The organism is Streptomyces sp. NBC_00568, from assembly GCF_026341855.1.
GTDB lineage: Bacteria > Actinomycetota > Actinomycetes > Streptomycetales > Streptomycetaceae > Streptomyces.
Map to the genome: position 1 here is coordinate 353,610 of NZ_JAPENW010000002.1, position 17,362 is coordinate 370,971.

Annotated in this window: 14 protein-coding genes and 3 pseudogenes; 7 read left to right on the forward strand and 10 right to left on the reverse strand. The window is 66.6% G+C overall.

The features are described from left to right. Nucleotides 1-101: 101 nt before the first annotated feature. Nucleotides 102-1,430, reverse strand: a complete 1,329-nt coding sequence (locus tag OOK38_RS33805) for an MFS transporter (protein WP_266850025.1) — start codon at nucleotides 1,428-1,430, stop codon at nucleotides 102-104. 261 nt (nucleotides 1,431-1,691) lie between these two features. Here OOK38_RS33805 and OOK38_RS33810 point away from each other — a divergent pair. After that, nucleotides 1,692-1,913 (forward strand): annotated as a pseudogene (locus tag OOK38_RS33810) (transposase family protein); the annotation flags it as partial. A 309-nt stretch (nucleotides 1,914-2,222) separates the two neighbouring features. Here OOK38_RS33810 and OOK38_RS33815 read toward each other — a convergent pair. From OOK38_RS33815 to OOK38_RS33840, 6 genes are all read right to left on the reverse strand, one after another. Beyond that, nucleotides 2,223-2,804 (reverse strand): GAF domain-containing protein, encoded by a 582-nt coding sequence (locus OOK38_RS33815; protein WP_266849840.1) that lies wholly within the window; start codon nucleotides 2,802-2,804, stop codon nucleotides 2,223-2,225. Then, entirely contained in the window at nucleotides 2,801-3,655 is an 855-nt protein-coding gene (locus OOK38_RS33820) for a S8 family serine peptidase (protein WP_266849842.1), read from the reverse strand. Before OOK38_RS33820 ends, OOK38_RS33815 begins: the two co-directional genes overlap by 4 nt. A 4-nt stretch (nucleotides 3,656-3,659) precedes the next feature. Beyond that, nucleotides 3,660-6,860: an adenylate/guanylate cyclase domain-containing protein gene (locus OOK38_RS33825; protein ID WP_266849844.1), complete on the reverse strand. Its 3,201-nt coding sequence runs from the start codon at nucleotides 6,858-6,860 to the stop codon at nucleotides 3,660-3,662. A gap of 133 nt (nucleotides 6,861-6,993) precedes the next feature. After that, nucleotides 6,994-7,203: an aroma-sacti cluster domain-containing protein gene (locus tag OOK38_RS33830; RefSeq protein WP_266849846.1), complete on the reverse strand. Its 210-nt coding sequence runs from the start codon at nucleotides 7,201-7,203 to the stop codon at nucleotides 6,994-6,996. Next, the gene (locus OOK38_RS33835; RefSeq protein ID WP_266849848.1) at nucleotides 7,181-7,960 is read right to left on the reverse strand and encodes an iron-containing redox enzyme family protein; all 780 of its coding nucleotides are present in this window, start codon (nucleotides 7,958-7,960) and stop codon (nucleotides 7,181-7,183) included. The genes OOK38_RS33830 and OOK38_RS33835 overlap by 23 nt, the downstream gene beginning before the upstream one ends. Beyond that, nucleotides 7,957-9,051, reverse strand: a complete 1,095-nt coding sequence (locus OOK38_RS33840) for a radical SAM protein (RefSeq protein WP_266849850.1) — start codon at nucleotides 9,049-9,051, stop codon at nucleotides 7,957-7,959. Before OOK38_RS33840 ends, OOK38_RS33835 begins: the two co-directional genes overlap by 4 nt. Nucleotides 9,052-9,417: 366 nt before the next feature. Between OOK38_RS33840 and OOK38_RS33845 the strand changes: the two genes are divergently transcribed. After that, nucleotides 9,418-9,960 carry a winged helix-turn-helix domain-containing protein gene (locus OOK38_RS33845; RefSeq protein ID WP_266849852.1) on the forward strand — a complete coding sequence of 181 codons (543 nt, stop codon included), beginning with the start codon at nucleotides 9,418-9,420 and terminating at the stop codon, nucleotides 9,958-9,960. Continuing rightward, a complete protein-coding gene (locus OOK38_RS33850) occupies nucleotides 9,957-10,481 on the forward strand; it encodes a transposase (protein WP_266850027.1) in 525 nt (174 codons plus the stop codon). Before OOK38_RS33845 ends, OOK38_RS33850 begins: the two co-directional genes overlap by 4 nt. A gap of 36 nt (nucleotides 10,482-10,517) precedes the next feature. On the opposite strand, the gene OOK38_RS33855 is transcribed toward OOK38_RS33850, so the two are convergent. After that, nucleotides 10,518-12,254: an AfsR/SARP family transcriptional regulator gene (locus OOK38_RS33855; protein ID WP_266849854.1), complete on the reverse strand. Its 1,737-nt coding sequence runs from the start codon at nucleotides 12,252-12,254 to the stop codon at nucleotides 10,518-10,520. A 201-nt stretch (nucleotides 12,255-12,455) separates the two neighbouring features. Continuing rightward, nucleotides 12,456-12,653: pseudogene (locus OOK38_RS33860) on the reverse strand (transposase family protein); the annotation flags it as partial. Nucleotides 12,654-12,703: 50 nt separating this feature from the next. On the opposite strand from OOK38_RS33860, the pseudogene OOK38_RS33865 reads away from it, so the two are divergent. After that, nucleotides 12,704-12,994 (forward strand): annotated as a pseudogene (locus OOK38_RS33865) (CRISPR-associated helicase/endonuclease Cas3); the annotation flags it as partial. A 6-nt stretch (nucleotides 12,995-13,000) separates the two neighbouring features. On the opposite strand, the gene OOK38_RS33870 reads toward OOK38_RS33865, so the two are convergent. After that, on the reverse strand, nucleotides 13,001-13,123 hold the full coding sequence (locus OOK38_RS33870) for a hypothetical protein (RefSeq protein WP_266849856.1): 123 nt from the start codon (nucleotides 13,121-13,123) through the stop codon (nucleotides 13,001-13,003). Between the two features lie 172 nt (nucleotides 13,124-13,295). Here OOK38_RS33870 and OOK38_RS33875 point away from each other — a divergent pair, with 172 nt between their 5' ends. The 3 genes from OOK38_RS33875 to OOK38_RS33885 all read left to right on the forward strand — a co-directional run bounded on the left by OOK38_RS33875 (nucleotide 13,296) and on the right by OOK38_RS33885 (nucleotide 17,356). Next, nucleotides 13,296-15,023 carry an MFS transporter gene (locus OOK38_RS33875; RefSeq protein ID WP_266849858.1) on the forward strand — a complete coding sequence of 576 codons (1,728 nt, stop codon included), beginning with the start codon at nucleotides 13,296-13,298 and terminating at the stop codon, nucleotides 15,021-15,023. A gap of 595 nt (nucleotides 15,024-15,618) precedes the next feature. Next, nucleotides 15,619-16,137: an RICIN domain-containing protein gene (locus OOK38_RS33880; protein WP_266849859.1), complete on the forward strand. Its 519-nt coding sequence runs from the start codon at nucleotides 15,619-15,621 to the stop codon at nucleotides 16,135-16,137. Between the two features lie 304 nt (nucleotides 16,138-16,441). Continuing rightward, nucleotides 16,442-17,356, forward strand: coding sequence for a transposase (locus OOK38_RS33885; RefSeq protein WP_266850029.1), 915 nt, complete (start codon nucleotides 16,442-16,444; stop codon nucleotides 17,354-17,356). Nucleotides 17,357-17,362: the final 6 nt, after the last annotated feature.

The window sequence follows — 17,362 nt, forward strand, 5'->3', positions numbered from 1 at the left end:
GGCAGCGTTTCCCTGCGATTCCGAGGTCTGCGATGCCCACCGCCGTGTACGTGAGCCAGCATCGTTCGGGGGCTCCTCTGGTGTGTCGACCTCAGACTTGCTCAAGTCGAGGAAACGGTGCCGTCGGAGGTGACCTCGCGGGCTGGCTGATCAGGTGGCGCCGGGGTGGGTGGGTTGTTTTCAGCGCGCTCCAGCCGACGGATCTCCGGGGCCAGCAACAGAGCTCCTGTGAGCAGCACCGTCAGCACTGCACAGCCCCACAATGCGCCGGACATACCGAGCGTCTCGGCAGCCGGTGCGGCCGCCGCCATGCCCAGCGGCACGATCGCTACCGAGCCGAGCCAGTCGTACGCCGAGATACGCGACAGCATGTCCTGCGGGATCTCTTGGTGCAGGGCTATCATCCACAACACGCCGAACACCTCGGACGAACACCCGGCCACGAGCATCGCCACGACGAGCAGCGGCACCGGAACAGGCACCGCTAGTGCCGCGGCGGGCAGCGCATATGCGGAGACGCACAGCACTCCAGAGAGCAGGATCCGGCGCGGGCGCCAGCGGACCATCAGGAACCCGCCCAGCACATTGCCCAAGCCGAAGGCGGCCAGCGCTACGCCCCACGACCCGGCCCCACCGAGGTCTGACGCGGCCACTTGAGGGCCGTACACCGCCAGAGCCGCTGAGGTGACCGCGTTGATGACGGAGAACTGGACGACGATGCTCCACAGCCAGCGACGTGACACGAACTCCCGCCAGCCATCCCTCAGATCACGCCACATCCCGCTGCTGCGCTCCGAAGGGAGCAAGCTGCCGACGCGAAGGAACATTCGGAGCAGTGCGGCAAGCGCGAAGCTCCCGGCGTCCAAGGCCAGGACGACGCCGGGACTGGAGAAAGCGATCAGCGCGCCGCCCAATGCGGCACCGGCAACATTCCCCCCGTTCACCCCGAGCCGGTAGATCGCGAAAGCCTGCGATGCGTGGGCCTGCTGCACGCTGTTGAGGATCATGCCCTCGGAGGCAGGGGAGAAGAATGCCTGGGCGGTGCCACCGAGCGCTGACAGCACGGCCATCTGCCAGACCTGTGCCTGTCCTGACAGCACCAGCACCGCGAACACAGCCTGGGAACAGGCGTTGAGCAGGTTGGCCGCCACCATCACCCGGTGGCGCGGCAACCGGTCGGCGACCGCTCCACCGATCAGCAGGAAGGCCACAAGGGGCGCGGTACGGGCCGCGGCCACCAGCCCCACGTCCGTACCCGTGCCGCCTGCTTCGAGCACCGCGAAGGCAGCAGCAGTCATGGCCCCCGAAGAGCCGAAGCCAGTGATTACTGCGGAGGCCGCCAGCAGTTGGAAGTTGCGATTCGCCCAGGTAGGCAGAATCCGACGGCGGAGCGAGGTGACGTCGGGGGGCACCGTCTCTTTTGCTCGCAGGGTCACACAGACTTCCTTTCGTGTCACCGGGTACGGCATTGGATTTAATCCAATGACTTGGCCTTCTTGATGTGGACGGCTGTGCGGCCTTTATGGTCTGAGGGCTCGAAGGATTATGGGCGCTACCCTATGAAGGAGCAGTTTTATGTTGCTTAAAAAATGCATATGAACGCTATAAATTCTTTACCGTAAGCACGGACGGGCGATGTTGAGCCTTTTCCAACTCTCGACCAAGAGAACCGTCTCCACCAGGGGCTTCGTATGCTTGTCCGTCCGGCGTCGACGTCTTCAGTTCTGCCCCAACTGGGGGAGCGCCGCCGCACTCTCGGAATCGGATGGCGGCGCCTGAACGCAGGCCAACGGGCCCTGCTCGCCCTCGCCGCCCTGCACAACGGCCAGCCCTACGCCCAGATCGCTGCCGGATTCGGGATCGGCACAACCACCCGCCTCCGATGCATCACCGAGGCCGTCGATCTCTTGGCGCCCTGGCCCCACCTTCAACCATGTGCAGGCAGGTACCGGTCTCGTGCACACTTCACCCGGCCTGTTCTCCGTCTCGAACTGCCCCTATAAGGCTGCGCACTTCGCTGCGGTGCATCGAGTCGATCTCGACCCCAGTCCACCGGACACGGATCGCGTCTGTCAGCGCTTCCGATCGATGCGCCATCCGCCCGCATCACCCTCGACCACCGCCGAAACGTCATAGCCAGGATCTACCAGAGGTCCGTGACACAGCGCCGATCGGCTGTCTCCTGAAGTTGGAATTGGCTCATTGGCTCGGCCCGTGGCAGGTCAGCGCGCGTCAAGCAGCAGCTCGCGCAGAGCCTCGACCATCCGTAGGCCCTCCGCCCGCCCCCGGCCGTCGAGTTCCGGCGCGGCGGTTGAGTTGCGCCGGTCGAGCACCACACGCAGGGCGACTGCCGCCTGACGCGCGAACAGCACCAGCAGGTCCAGCTCGCCGAGGCTGGAGCGGGACTGCGGGGCGGGGTCGAGGACTTCCAGAACGCCGACCACCCGGGAGCCGTGTATCAGCGGGGCAGCCATGAGTGAGTTGGGGACATAACGGGTGGACTCGGCCAAGTCCCGGGCGAATGAGCCGTCCTGGCTGAGGTCGTCGACCACCATCGGCTCCCCAGAGGTCGCCACCCAGCCGGCGATGCCGCGTCCGGCGGGGAAGCGCATGCCGACCAGGAAGTCCTCACCCTGACCGGATACGGCCTTGAAGACCAGTTCGTCGGTGCCCTCGTCGAGCAGGAAGATGGAGCTGGCTTCAGCACCGAAGATCGCCTGCGCGGTGCCGACGATCGACTGGAGGAGTTCTCGCGCGACATGGTCGCCGTCGGAGGGCTCCTGCACTGTGGTGTTCTGAGTCATGCGCCCACCTCGACTGATCGGTTCGGCTGGACATTGGCCGCGGACAGGTAGAGCGAGTTCTTCAACTGGAAGACCGTCATGTTCGGGTGTTTCGACAGGATCCGGGCGCACAGCCCCGTGATGTACGGCGTGGCGAAGCTGTTACCAGTGGTGCGGATGGTGCCTCCGCCCAACCAGGGCACAGTCACGTTCTGGCCCGGCGCGAAGAACTCCACTGGAGGGCTGGGGTTGTAGAGGTACAGCTCTGGGTCTTCCTCCTGGTGGCTGCCCACCGAGATGACCGACGAGAACCGCCAGGGAAAGGATTCCACCAGGCTGTTGTGGGCTGACGCGACGAGCACGGTCCGGCCGAAGTAGGCGTCGTCGGCGAGCGCGTGCAATTCCTCGATGAAGCGCGGACGGGTGGTGGACAGGCTCATGTTCACTACGTCGAAGCCCTGGGTGATGGCCCAGCGCAACGCGGCGAGGAGTATGTCCCCTGTCCCGGAGAACCGCTCGCCGAGCACCCGGAGGCTGTATAGCTCGCAGTCCGGGGCGGTGCGGCGGATGATCCCCGCGCAAGCGGTACCGTGGCCGCAGGAGTCACCGGTGTCCGTCTCCTCCACACGGATGCCTTCCCCGCCCTCGCCCTTCATCGCGACGTACGAGCCCTGCACAGGTCCGACGAGGGGATGGTTGCGCTCCACCCCGCTGTCGATCACGCACACTCGCACCCCGCGCCCGGTGGCGCCGCCCCACGGCCACTCGGGAGTGATCTCGTTGCCGTCCGCGACGACCGGGATGTCTCCCGGCCCGCGTCCGCGCAGACTCCAGGTGAGCGTCGAATCCCACGCGGACGTTTCCGTGCCCATCCGGTCAGGTCTCCTCTTCTTGTTCTCGCTGTTTACGTTGGTCCGTGCCGACCCCGCCGTCCTGGGGAAGGTTCCCGCTGCCGTCGGCCCGTGCCGCCAGACTGGCGGCCCAGCCCACACCGACCAGGTGCCCCTTGGCAGCGAACCAGCGCCCGGCCTCCCGCGCCGCGCGGCCAGCCTCGTCCCGGCGTCCGAGCAGCAGGAAGGTATGCGCCCGGTCGAGCTCGGCGACCGCTCGTACGATCGGGGAGTCCGTCCGTGCCGCCTGGTCCGTGGCGTGGGCTGCCAGCCGTGCGGCCTCGTCCGGATCGCCGCGCAGTGCGGCGACCCGAGCCCGCAGGCCGCATGCGTCGGCAGCCTCGGAGGGCGGCAGGCCGGCCTCGTCGGATCCGGTGCGTTCCAGCGCCTGCCGCCACTCGCCCCGGGCGAGCAGCAGCCGGGCGAGTTCCCGTGAAACGGGGTCGGGCAGACCGCTCGCGCCTGACTCGCGGCAGGCCGCTTCGGCCTGGAGCAGCAGTTCCTCAGCCAGGGCGGGCCGTCCGGCCAGGGTCTCCACGGCAGCGGAGAAGACCGGCACGAAGATCGAGGCCTCGACGTATCCCAGCTCGCGGGCGAGCCGGTCGGCCGCCGTCAGGCACTCGCGGGCCTCGTCCCACCGCTGCTGCAGGGCGAGCAGCACTGCGAGCGGACAGTTGAGCGTTACCCGTACGGTTCGGCGCTCGCCGCCGTGCTCGGCCAGGAGCGTGCGGCACCACGCCACGGCGTCCGCGACTCGCTCCGGCCCCAGCCACAGCGACACCCCGATGGCACCGAGAGCGGCTGCCCGCTCGGGCTCGGCGTCCGCCTGTACGGCGTCCCGCAACGCCTGGTCGAGCAGTCGGCCGGCCTCGGCGTGCGATCCGCGCAGCTGGTGGCGCTGGGCGATGCGGATCCGTGCCCGTGCCAGGCCGAGCGCCTCCCCAGTAGCCTCGAAGACGGGCAATACGGCGTCGGCGGCGTCGGCCGGTTCCTCGCCCGGCCCGCCGCCAGGACAGGCGGAGGCGAGCAGCAGCCGGGCGTGGGCTGCGGAGATCCGGTCGCCGGAGGCGGTGGCGGCGGCCAGTGCCTGCCGCAGAAGCGAACACGCCTCCTCCCCGGAGCCGCCCCGGCACAGCCGGGCCTCGGCGAGCCGACGGGCGGCGTCCGGCCAGGGCGGTTCCAGCGGATCGGCGAGAGCCGTGGCCCGAGTCAGCAGATCTTCGGCGCGGGACAAGTCCGCGTGGGTCAGCGCCTCCGCTCCGGCGGCGGCCAAATGGCTGGCGGCGCGGCGGCGCAGGTCGTCCGTGCGCGCGTCGGACAAACCCAGTTCGGTGCGGTAGCCGTGGGCCCGCTCCAGGTGGATACCAGTCAGCGCGTCGCCGCCGCCCCGGGCGGCTAGAAGGTCGGCGGCGCTTTCGTGACGTTCGGCCCGGATCCGCTTGGCCATGGCCTGGTAGACGACCTCCTGGACCAGGCCGCTGCTGAAGCGGAACAGTGTGCCGCCAGCCCGGTGGCGGGCGGGTTCCACCAGCCGCCGCCGGGTGAGCCGCCGCACCGCGGGCCGTACAGCCTCGGCTGCGCCACCGCCATGGACGGCGGCAGCGGCGAGATCTGCCAGTTCTTCCAGGGCGAACTCCCGGCCGACCACCGAGGCCAGATCGAGCGCATCGCGCTCGGCGCGTTCCAGCGCGCCGACACGGGCCGCCAGCAGGGCCTGCACCGTAGGGGGGAGCCCGTCGACGGATCCGCCTTCACCTCGCATGGCCAGGAGCTGCTCCAGGTGCAGCGGATTGCCCTCGGCGCGCTCAAGCACTCGGTCGGACGCGGGGTCGGCCTGATGAGCGCCGACCTCGTCCAGCCCCGCCGCCAGCGCCCCGGACTCCTCGGGCGACAGTCCGGGCACAATCAAGGACACGGACTTCAGCCGGCCGCTGCCCCACCCGGATGCAGTGTCAAGCAGTTCGGGACGGGCGGCGCAGACCACCATGACCGCTGCATGGTCGAGGTCCTCCACCAGCCGGTCGAGCACCTCCAGGAGCAGCGCGTCTGCCCAGTGACAGTCGTCCACCACCAGGACCAGGGTCCGCTGCTGGGACAGCGCACCCAGCAGGTAGGACAAGGCTGCGCAGGTATCGTCGAGCGACGGGTTGGGGGTGCCGTCGCGCAGCAGGCCGGTGCCGAGGAGCGCCAGTGCCTCGGCAGCCTCGGCGCGGTCGGCCGGTCCGGTGAGGGCGACCGGATCGGTACGGCTTGAGCCAGCCTCGCACTCTTCGCCGTCCGCGCCGTTCAGCAGCGATCGCAGCGCGTCGGCGAGCGGCGCCAGGCTGCCCACCTCCCCGTACGGTCGGCAGCGCCCCATGCCGTAGATGACCGCTGCCCGACCCTGGTTCTGGCTGGGCTGCCCCAACCGGTGCAGCCACTCGCGGACCAGCCTCGTCTTGCCGATGCCCGCCTCGCCGTACAGGTTCACCAGGTGGCAGCCGCGCCCCTCGGTGACCCGGTCCAGCACCAGTCCGAGTTCGGCCAGTTCCGTCTCCCGGCCGACGAACGGGATGTCGAAGCGCCGCAACAGTTCGGGATCGTCGTCCTGTACGGCGAGTAGCCGGTACGCGGTCACGGGCTGCGTTTTGCCTTTGAGTGTGAGCGGCCCGACCTCCTCCACGACGGCGGCCGGGCCCACCGCGCGTAGCGTCTCTGGGCCTATGAGGATCTGGCCCGCGGTGGCGTTCTGCTCCAGCCGCGCGGCGACGTTGACCACCTCACCGGAGACCAATACCTGGCGGGCGGAGGCGTCGGACGTGGCGACGACCTCCCCGCTGTTGACTCCGATCCTGACGTCGAGACGGAGGCCGAAGGCGGCGGTCAGTTCATTGTTGAGGCCCTCCAGGGCATCGATCATGTCGAGCGCCGCGGCGACGGCGCGGCGAGCGTCGTCCTCGTGCGTCACCGGCACGCCGAACACCGCCATCACCGCGTCGCCGATGAACTTTTCCACCGTGCCGCCATGGGACTCAATCTGACGTCGCATCAGATCGAAGTAGCGCAGGGTGACCGACCTCAGGGTCTCGGGATCGAGCCGCCCCGATATTGCGGTAGAGCCCACCAGGTCGCAGAAGACGACGCTGACCACCTTGCGTTCCTCGGCCCGTCCTGCGTCCGCTGCGGCGCTGCCTGGTGCGCAGGGCATGCCGCACCCGGAGCAGAACCGCGCAGCCGCCGACAAGGGCGTATCGCAAGAGGGGCAGTTCATGGTGGTGTTCCTCGGTTCTCCCTCTCGGGCTGTCGAGCGGCATGAGCCGCGACCTATGCCACGTGCCTGACTAGAACAGCGCCCCGCCCGCGACAACGGTGTGTGCCTGGACCTCAGGCTCTGCCTCGTCGAGCCGGCCCTTGATGTCGACCAGCAGGGCGACCTCCTCGGGCGTGAGCGAGCGGAGGACCTCTTGCTGTTCGTCGGGCAGCGCGCTGATGGGGAACCCGGCGGCCTCAAGGGTTTCCAGGACCGCTTCATTGCCGGGGTCGGTGGGCATGGGTGTTCCCTCCTGTCAGGGGAGCAGAGCGGGCGGTCGGCCTGCGCGCTATACGGTTGAAGATCTCGGTCGCTTCCGCGATCGTGTGCAGCGCGCTCACCGCGATCGCGGCCTCTTGCGCCGCGGTGAGCGGCAGCTCATCGATGACGGCGTCAAGTTCGTCGCTGTGCCCGGCGTCGAGCACAGCGTGGTGGCGGACGGTACGGAAGGCGTCGTAGGGCAGGCCGGTGCGGGCGGCGAGCCGGTCCGCGAGCCATGGGGCAGGGGCGTTGCCCTCCAGCACGGTCATGTAGCCGAGGAGACAGACCGGGTGATGGTGCTCAACCCAGTAGTACTGCGCGCCCACCAGCCGCGCGACAGCGGGCGGTTGTGCGGTCCGGGCGAGTGAGACGGCCGACTGCGGCTGCCCGGCCGCGGCCAGATCCTCCAGCAGCCAGTCGTCGTGGTGGCGCTCCTCCTCGATGTGGGTGAGCAGATAGTGGCTGAGCGGTTCCGCCAGGGGATCACCGGAGCCGAGGCGCGCGCAGCGCCGTACGGCCAGCTCCATCAGGGGCACGGAGGCGCGGATCACCGCATGCATGGACCACAGGTAGCGCAGATAGCGGGCAGCCGCGTCGGGCGACGGCGCCCGGTCGCTTCCCTCGTCGGGAATAAGCGGTTCCCACAGGCGGGCAAGGGCCGCGCGAAGCATCGGGGAGGCAAGATCGATCTTGGCCCTGAGCCGCTGGGCCGCGCCGGTCACCGCGGGGGCCGTCACCGTGCATCGTCCGGGACCGGGACCGGGGCCGGCAGCGCGACCAGAGGAGCGTACGGGGCACAGCCCCAGCGGCGTACCAGGGCGACCGGCCCGGCCTGCGCCTGCAGCCGGGAGGCCTCGCGGTCCAGCAGTTCGCCGACCGGGCCTGCCCCGGCCCGCGCCACGGCCTCGCTCAACGCTGGGCGCTCACCGAGGCGGCGGCATGCGGTGCAGTGATGCTCGGGCACCTTTGGCTCCGTCCCGTACCGGGCGTACAGATGGCCGGGCCCGGTGGTGCGGATCATGCGCAGCACGGGCGAGCCGAGCGCCCTGGCCCGGATGGCCGCCCAGTCGTCCGACGCGACATGACCCAGCCGCAGATGGGCCGGGACGGGGCGGCGGTCCACAACGTCCTGGTTGCAGCAGGCGACGACGGTGCCGTCGAAAGCGACCACCGGCCAGGCGGCCATGGCGCAGGGCAGCACGCCCGGACCCGCGGCAGTCGGCATCGCCCCGGCGGCGGCCCAGCCTGCGGCGCGGCCCACCGCCCGCACCTCGTTGACCAGCATCGGCACCTGGTCGCCGAACGTCCGGCGGATGTCGGCCGTCACATCGGCGAGGTACGGGTCGTCGGGGCCGGAACCGGTGAGGTGAAAACTGGCAGGCACACCGCTGTCGAGCACCTTGCGCACGGCCCCGAAGACCTCGGCCCGGGAGATCTCCCGCTCGTGGAAGGTGTCCAGGCTCGCCGAGAAGTGGTCGACGGCGCTGATCGCCGCCCGTATGCGGCCGGGGACCCGGCCCCCCCGCGCAAAAAACATGCCACTGAGCAGAGCGCTCCGAGCACCCGCCGCCCGCACCGTCCCGGCCAGCGCGGATACCAGCCCAGGCAGCAGCAGGGGCTCACCGCCGGTGAGCATGACGACATCGGGCCGGTCGTTCGCCGTGAACGTCCGCGCGAACCGCAGTAGCGCCCCGGCGGGTTGTTCCTCCGCGGACATGGTGGAGGTGGTGGAACAGTGGGCGCAGCGCAGAGGGCATCGCCGGGTGAGGGTCACCAGAAGCCCGGCGCAGGGGACCGGGCGCAGTCCGACCAACTCGGCCAACTGCATTGGCGCATCCCCTCGGGTAGACAGACGATCCACATGAGCGGACCCTGGCGGTCATTCAGAGATGACCTTCGCCCCAGGCGGTATGCCGGTGGTTCGACGGCGGTTGTGAATCAGTAAAACCCCAGCTGGGCACGGCCATGGCTGAGGCACCGATGAGGTGGGACCCTCTGGGGGAAGGGACACTTGGGCAGGCCGGCCTGTCCATCGGCCCGGCCGACCGCGGCATCGTTCCGCGACGACTTGACGTCGATGGTCCGCCATCGGCATCCCGGAGCACAACTGACCTGCGCCCGGGACGTGTTACTGACCTTCAAAGCGTGGTGTCGGAGGGCTGACGACCCATGATCCCTGCGGTATGCGGAGTACATGAGGTATGCCCAGGGCGGAGGCCTGACCGACGAACGCCGTTCCCTCCGTGAGGAGTTACGGATGGAGGCTGCCGAGCGGTTCCGGCACGGCGACGAGAACACGGTCATCGCGCACGACCTGCGGGTCAGCGTCCGGTCGGTGCAGCGCTGGCGCAAGGCATGGTCACAGGGCGGGCCGAGGGCCCTGGCCTCGAAGGGCCCGGCCTCGCTGCCGCTGCTGAACGACGAGTTGTTCGCCGTGCTGGAGCGGGAGTTGCTCAAGGTCGGCCCGGTGGCACACGGCTGGCCGGACCAGACCTGGACCCTGTTTCGGATCAAGACCCTGATCGGGCGCCGCTTCCACAAGAGTTACACCGTGCAAGGTGTGGCCGCCCTGCTCAAGCGGCACGGGTGGAGCTGCCAGGTTCCCGCCCGCCGCGCGATCGAGCGGGACGAGGCAGCGGTGGCCGGCTGGGTGAAAGGGACCTGGCCGAGCGTGGAAGGACCGTGGCGGCGCTCGACGCCTGGCTCGTCTTCGAAGACGAAGCCGGCTTCTCGATGACGCCGCCGACCACCCGCACCTGGTCCCGCCGCGGACACACCCCCGTGGTCCGCGTCCGAGGCCGCTCCCACCGCCGCTTATCGGTCGCCGCCCTGGCCTGTTACAAGGCTGGTGAACCTTCCCGACTGATCTACCGGCCCTGTCCCGACGCACGCCCCGACGGGCGCAAAAGCTTCTCCTGGACGGACTACCGCGACCTCATTCAGACCGCCCACCAGCAGCTCGGCAGCCCGATCGTGCTGGTCTGGGACAATCTCAACACCCACCTCACCGCCAGCATGCGCCGCTACATCGTCGACCGCGACTGGCTCACCGTCTTCCAACTGCCGCCCTACGCACCCGACCTCAACCCGGTCGAGGGCATCTGGTCCGTGCTGCGGCGCACCACCACAGCCAATCGGGCGTTTGCCGACCCCGACGACCTGATCACCGCCGTCCGGCGCGGCCTACGCCAGCTCCAGTACCGACACGACATCCTCGACGGCTGCCTCGTCGGCACCGGCCTGCGCAAACCATCATGACGACATCACGCATTCAAGGTCAGTAGCTGTGATCGGCTACGCGTGTTGACCAATGTGGCCGCATTTCTGAAGTTTATACCATTTCGCGTACAGCAGTAGGAATTTCGGTACTTCGTAAGTCGGCGCATTCGCCTCATCCGGATAGGTCATCGCGCTCTTTGCAATGAGGCTTTCCAGTTCCTTGGTCGCCAGCTCCACACTGCAGTCAAGAACTGATGCGATTTCCGATGCAGTAAATTTAGTCGCGACCGAATGGCCGATGTGGGACAAGATCAGCTGCTGTTCGCCGGTCAGCTCATTCCACTGTGACGCAATTTTTCCGCGGAATGAAATTCCGTCGTAGCTCAATTCCTCAAATATGTTCTCTTCACAAGTCAGTCGGTCTGCATAATCCTTGATGGATGTGCCTACCGCGGTCGAAAGCCTCCGTCCCGCCATTCGAACTGCCAGCGGTAGGCAGGCGATCGTCTCCACGATACGTACCAGGTCTTCCCGGCCGTGCGCGACTCGCCTCTGCCCAAGAATTGACACAAGTAAGGCCAACGCCTCCTGCATATGGAAAACGCCGAGTGGTATGTAATGAATACTCTCCAGAGTTGCCAGTCTGGCTCTGGAAGTAATCAGGCATTTGGCAGGACCAGTGGCAGGAAGCAATCGACTGACATCGTAATCTGCGGGAACGTCATCGATTATAATCAAACATCTACGGCTGGCGAGCCAGCTATGCCAGGTCGCCAGGCCAAGTTCCATTTCTTTGAAATCGAAATTCTTCCCAATTGACCTTAGGAGTTCTCTGAGCACTGATTCGACAGGGCGTGGCGTGTCGTCGCCTGCTCGGATCCGAACGAATATTCTGCCATGTGGAAATGTGTGCTCCAATGTGTGCGCTGCATGCACGGCCAAGCTGGTTTTTCCCGTACCTGTTGGACCAATAATGGCCACAGGTGATGATTCTTCCGCAGTCAGAGTTCTTGCGATCAGTGCTGACTCTGTTCTTCTTCCGACGAAGTCACCCAGGTCGCGTGGCAGCATCGTCGGCACGTGGTGCCCCGCAGGCTCGGTATGGGGAGCGCCTATTTTTCCCGCCAGAATATTTTGGTGTACCTCCTTCAGGACAGAACTGGGGGATATTCCCATTTCGCGAGCCAGGGATTGTCTGATATTTTCATAAGCTGACAGTGCTTCCGTGCGCCGGCCGCAGAAAACCAGTGACTTCAGGTAAGCGGCGAACAGGCGCTCTCGAAAAGGATTGTGCTGTATCGCAACATCGAGCACACTCAATGCCTCACTGGGGTCGCCCAGCGAAATTTCCAATTCGGCCCACATTTCTAGCAGGCGATAGTAGATCTCCTCAAGTCGGCGGCCGTACTCGCCCATCATTCCGGAGGTTTCTCTATCGAAAATGGAGGAATCCGGAAAAGTATGCAGAGCGGATCGAAACAATTGAGCGGCCAAGCCGTGCTCACCTTGTACAAGTGCTTGCGTTCCTGCAGTAACGGATTTTTCAAACCGAATCGTGTCCAGCTCGTCATCAGCAACGGAAATCCGATACGTCTGATCCTGGTATGTTATACGGTCGGCGTGCCCTGTATTCCTGAAGATTGCGCGTAGGTTGGATATGTATACCTGAATGTTCTTTTTCGCAGATGCCGGAGGTTTATCGGGCCATACCTCGAAAATGATGCGATTGGCGGTCACAGGTCTATTTGCTTGGCATAGCAGGGCGGCCAGAACCTGTCGCTGCTTTATTGAGCCCAGGGGGATGTCGATCATATCGATCTCCACCCGCAATTTAGGCACCATATATATTCGCATCATCGTTTACTCCAGTGACTGATTTGACCTGCTCCTGCTGAGACTGCTGATAGGCGCTATGCAGGTCAACGGGATGAGACGGTTTCCCTCCCGAGGTGGAGCTCGGAGCCCGCTCATGCCCCCTACGGCAGGTGGGCGCAGATGGTTCATTGAGCTTCTTCAGCGTTGCCGTTCCAGGGCGCGGATGGCTTTGGCGATTGACGCCTGCGGTTCGGACTGCATTGGGGTCTACGGAAGATCCGCCAGGACATAGGAACGCGCGACGACGCGTTCGACGGGTGCCTGTGCCGCGGCCAGGGCCTGGTTGACGGTCTCCTCGGAAGGGGTGAGTTCTTGCACGGGCCTGCGGCCCGATGTTTGCGCGAGGATGTACAGGAACTTTCTGCCTCCCGCCTCGACCTGCCGGAGGGGCGAAGCCGCAGCCGGCTCAGGAGGCCGCAGTCCGGCTTGCGCAGGAGATGGCTGAGCCAGGGCTGTTGATGGTGGAGGCGCCGATGAAGGGAAGACCGAGCCGCTCTTGCCGTTGCGGAGATCATCGGCGCGCGCGGGGGCTCGAGGAGTGTTCTTCGCGCTGCCGACCATGGCGACCGGCAACGCGATGTTCCCCGTGGCTCGAGCGGCTGCCCACCAAGGACGGCGCCCGAGTCTCTGTGCTGTTGGCGCACTCCAAGGCTCCCTTGAACGAGGAGTACGCCGAACATGAATCATCGGGGGCCGACGACGAAGCCCTTGGTGCCCTTGGGTCGGGAGACGATGCGCAGGGTGAGCCAGAGACAGTCGCGGGCCACGCGACCGGAGCACAGGGCTCCGCCCCTTTCGAAAGACATCTATCCGAGCGTATAGTCTCGCAACATGTTTTTCGTGGCTGGGTGCTGCCCGGCGTGAGCATCGCAAACTCGCCGACCCAAAGGCCATGCGGCCGTCGCGCACCTGACCCGCCTCGCTTTGCTCGAAGTTCCGGGTCGGCGCGAGCTGTTCACTGCAACCGAAGCTACCCAGATGGTGGGAGAGTCTCCGACGAACTGCGCCTTCCATCTGCGCACCCTGGCGAAGTACGGCTTCGTCGAGGAGGTGGGAGCTGGCACCGGCCGCAGCCGCCCCTGGCGGCGTTCGCACATCGACTTCAGCTTCGAGGCTTCCGATCCCGCGGGCGATACCGAATCCACTATCGCCGCCGCTGCGCTCGGCCCGGTGCTGTGGGACTTGTGGCTGGAACGGATCCGCAAGATCGGCGCAATGCGGGCCGCGTTCCCTGAACACGGGAGCAAGATCACTGCTTCTGGCGAGTCGGTCCTCTACCTAACCCCTGGGGAAGCTGACTCCTTTCAGGAGGAGCTGACCGCGCTTCTCTTCCGCTACTGCGAGCGGCTCGAAGATCCGTCGCTGCGCCCGGAGGGTGCCATCCCGATGGAGCGGAATCCAGTTCACTTTCCCTGCAGACGCTCTACGCCCGCTGGAGGACTGACCATGCGTGCCCTTCTTGCTCGCCACGATATCCGCCTGCTCGTTCTTGCCCGGCTGATCGACATGGCCGGGAGCAACGCCTTATGGATCGCCCTCGGCATCCGCGTCAAGGAACTCACCGGCAGCAGCTCCGCCGCCGGCCTGACCTTCTTTGCCTTCATCCTCGGCACCCTGGGCGCGCCCTTGGGCGGCGCCCTGGTGGACCGATTACGTCGCCGGCCCTTGCTGATCAGCATGAACCTGGCCTCCGCAGTGTTGGTCCTGCCGCTACTACTGGTGCACGACCGCCATAGCGTCTGGATCTGCTATGTCGTCATGACTCTGTATGGGCTGGCCAATGGCGCCACCGGCTCGGCCATGACCGCGCTCACCCAGACGTTGATCCCACCGGAGCACCTGGGTGATGCCAACGGCCTCCTGCAGACCCTGTTGCAGGGCCTGCGGCTGATGGCGCCACTCCTGGGTGCGGGCGTGTTGTCCGCATTCGGCCTGGGTCCATTGGTCGTAGGCGACGCGGCTACCTTCACTCTCGCAGCCGTGCTGATTGCCCTGATTCGCCGACGGGAGGATCGCCCACAGCCGACTCAGCAAGAGGAATCAGGCGCTCAGATCGCCGCTGGCTTCCGATACATCGCGCGGTCCCCCGCCCTGCGCCAGTTGACCGTCGCCGTGGTGCTCGCCATTGTTGCCTTCGGCTTCTCCGAGTCAGTGCTCTTTGCTGTCGTCGATGCGGGACTGCACCGCCCGCCAGCCTTCCTCGGTGTCCTCAGTTCATTGCAGGGTGCTGGGGCAATAGCAGCCGGGGTTGCCGCCGTAGTGCTCATGCGGCGTGTAGGGGAAGCGTTGACTGTAGTGTTCGGCCTAGCCTGCGCCGCCGCAGGCTTCTTGCTGAGTGCCGCCCCCTCTTTGCTCGCGGTCGCGCCGGGCACCGTGCTCATGGGCGCCAGCCTGCCTTTGATCGTTGCGGGCGTCATGACCCTCTTCCAACGGCGCACCCCCGCCTCGCTGATGGGGCGAACCGACGCCGCGTTGAACGTGCTGATCGGGGTACCGCAGACCGCGGCCATCGCCACCGGAGCCGCTTTGATCGCGCTGGTGGACTATCGCGTCCTGCTCGCCGCGATGGCGGCCCTGATGGCTGCCTCGGCGCTCTACCTGGCCACTCGCACCATCCGCCAGCCGGCCGAAACGGTAGTCACGGCGCGGCTGGCACGAGAGCCTGGTGACGTAGCGCCGGAAACATCACCACCGCGCCATGGGTGACGGCAGTCCTCGAGAGCGTGGCCTGCGGTCAGGTTACGTAATCGGTCCGGTTCGCTCCGATGCGGGTCGTTGCTGGTCGGGGTGGGGGCTCCGAGGGCGGCGAGGTAGTCGGTTCTTCAGCATCTGTGACCTTCCCTCGGGATCGATCCTGGCGGGTGGGTTTCACGCTGGGTGGATAAGCGCTGATCTGCAGAAGGGCGTGCCGTGGGTGGAGGAGTTCGTGCTGGCACTGTCGGCGGGGGAGGGTGACGGACCGGCGGGTCGTCCAGCAGCGGGTGTGGGTGAAGCAGTTGCTGGCTTTCGCCGCCTGTCCGGTGTGGGAGGTCCGTCTGGGCGTGCCCCGCTTGCTCGCACCGTAGCCCCCAAGGCCTCTCACGATCCGTGTGACAAATCGCAACAATCACGGTGCACTTGAGTAGCTCACGACCGGACTGAACACGAAAACGGTCTGGAAGATGAGCAGTTGCCGATCCTAAGTTCGCGGTCAGCAGCATGCTCCTACAGCTTCGGGAGGGCGGGCGGATTGGTCGCCGCACCATCCCTGCGAACACCATTTCGTGCGCGCTTCACCCCACGCAAGACATCTGGAGTTTTCATGAACATGCCCCGAAGGAACGCAACCACTCGCGCCACGCTCGTCGGGCTGGGCGCCTCCCTGGCGGCGTTCTCCCAGGTCGCTCTCGCCTCAACGGCCCACGCAACGGGTGCTTGGGACGAGGACCGGGTTCGCGTCCAGTCCGCCCGAGGGGACTGCCTCACCGTTATTGCAAACAACCAGCTCGACACAGAAAGGTGCGACACGGACAACCTCCGCGGGAACTGGCGGATGGTCGACTACAACGACTCGTTCTTCCTGCTCAAGAACTGGTCCACCGGCAAGTGCCTGGATTCCGAACGGAACGTCTTGGGCGGGAAGGTCTACATGTCGGCCTGCGACCGGAACGACGGAGGTCAGGTGTGGAGGTACTACTGCCTCGACGGAAGGCTGATGAACCTGGCCGCAACGACCTTCCTGACCCGGTTCGATTCAGGATTCGTCGGCCATCAGCCACGATTGACCTCGGACGTCGGCAAGCAGGTCTGGAACATCGTCCCCCAACCGCACGCCTGCTGAAGGAGCGGCTGGACCCCGCCTCTCCTTGGCTGGTCGGACAGTCGACCGGACAGGTCGGTCCGGTCGGTGACTAGGGCCCCGAGTGCGGTGGGGCGGCGGAGCTGGGCGGGCGGACGGCGGTCGGGAACACGCCCGGGAACATCCCGGGCGTGGAGCCCTGACACGAGAGCCGTCTCCGCAGCCGCCCTCCTGCCCTCTGCCTGAGACAGCCCGGTGCTCCGCCCCGCCCACGTTGTACAAGACCGGCCCCCGGCTAACGAGTTGGTGCGTGATAGCGGTTGGGCATGCTCTGGTGGTGAGGGGCGTGGTCGATCGGGCGGTGTTGGCGCATCCGTTGTTCACGGGCATCTCGACGGGGCATCTGGCTTCTTTGGTTGAGGAGTTGGCCCGTCCGTGGACAGTTGCGGCGGAGGGCCGGCGGGTGCGTGTTCGGGGCGGAGTACGCAAACGTGCGCCCGGTGCGGGTGCCCGGTATCGGCTGGTGTTCGTGGACCGGCTGGTGGTCACACTGATCCATCTGCGGCATGACCTGCCGCATGCAGTCCTGGGTGTGCTGTTCGGCGTCGATCGCTCAACGGTCACCCGGGCGGTCGGTGAAGTCCGACGGTTGCTGGCGGAGCGGGGATTCGCTGTTTCCGATCGCCCTGGCCTGCGACTTCGCACACTGGAGGACGTGTTCGCCTATGCTCAGGCCGAGGGTGTCGAGCTGCGGCTGGACGCTACCGAGGTCCAGGTCCGCCGGCCGGTCGCGGGCCGGGGCGGGCGTCGCGCATTCGTGTCGGGCAAGAAGAAGCAGAACACGATGAAGGCCACCGTCATCGCCGATCACCAGGGCCGCACGTTATGGACCGATGGCCTGCGGCCGGGGCGGATGCACGATGCGACCGCGGCTCGTGCGGCGGGTATCACCGGCTGCTTCCAGCACTTCGACCTGGTCGAAGTGCTCTTTGACGACGGCTACCTGGGCCTGAGCCGTGACCATCCCGGCCAAGCCGTCACCCCGCCCAGAAAGCCACGGCCCGGAGCGCTGCCCGGCAGAGTCGAGCAGTGGGAATGCGAGCGTCACGGACACTCCTCCGACCGCATCACGGTCGAGCACGCACTGGCCGACCACAAACGCTGGAAGCAACTGATGCGCTGGACTCATCGCCGCGACCGCCTGCCCGACACCTACCGAGCCATAGCCGGTCTCGTCTCCGACCGCACCGTCATCACCTGAAAACAG

What these genes read in the sequence shown, in the direction of transcription:
- OOK38_RS33815 (WP_266849840.1), bottom strand. Translation starts at nt 2,804, where the DNA reads ATGACTCAGAACACCACAGTGCAGGAGCCCTCCGACGGCGACCATGTC.
- OOK38_RS33820 (WP_266849842.1), bottom strand. Translation starts at nt 3,655, where the DNA reads ATGGGCACGGAAACGTCCGCGTGGGATTCGACGCTCACCTGGAGTCTG.
- OOK38_RS33825 (WP_266849844.1), bottom strand. Translation starts at nt 6,860, where the DNA reads ATGCCCTGCGCACCAGGCAGCGCCGCAGCGGACGCAGGACGGGCCGAG.
- OOK38_RS33830 (WP_266849846.1), bottom strand. Translation starts at nt 7,203, where the DNA reads ATGCCCACCGACCCCGGCAATGAAGCGGTCCTGGAAACCCTTGAGGCC.
- OOK38_RS33840 (WP_266849850.1), bottom strand. Translation starts at nt 9,051, where the DNA reads ATGCAGTTGGCCGAGTTGGTCGGACTGCGCCCGGTCCCCTGCGCCGGG.
- OOK38_RS33845 (WP_266849852.1), top strand. Translation starts at nt 9,418, where the DNA reads ATGAGGTATGCCCAGGGCGGAGGCCTGACCGACGAACGCCGTTCCCTC.
- OOK38_RS33850 (WP_266850027.1), top strand. Translation starts at nt 9,957, where the DNA reads ATGACGCCGCCGACCACCCGCACCTGGTCCCGCCGCGGACACACCCCC.
- OOK38_RS33855 (WP_266849854.1), bottom strand. Translation starts at nt 12,254, where the DNA reads ATGATCGACATCCCCCTGGGCTCAATAAAGCAGCGACAGGTTCTGGCC.
- OOK38_RS33870 (WP_266849856.1), bottom strand. Translation starts at nt 13,123, where the DNA reads ATGTCTTTCGAAAGGGGCGGAGCCCTGTGCTCCGGTCGCGTGGCCCGC.
- OOK38_RS33875 (WP_266849858.1), top strand. Translation starts at nt 13,296, where the DNA reads ATGGTGGGAGAGTCTCCGACGAACTGCGCCTTCCATCTGCGCACCCTG.
- OOK38_RS33880 (WP_266849859.1), top strand. Translation starts at nt 15,619, where the DNA reads ATGAACATGCCCCGAAGGAACGCAACCACTCGCGCCACGCTCGTCGGG.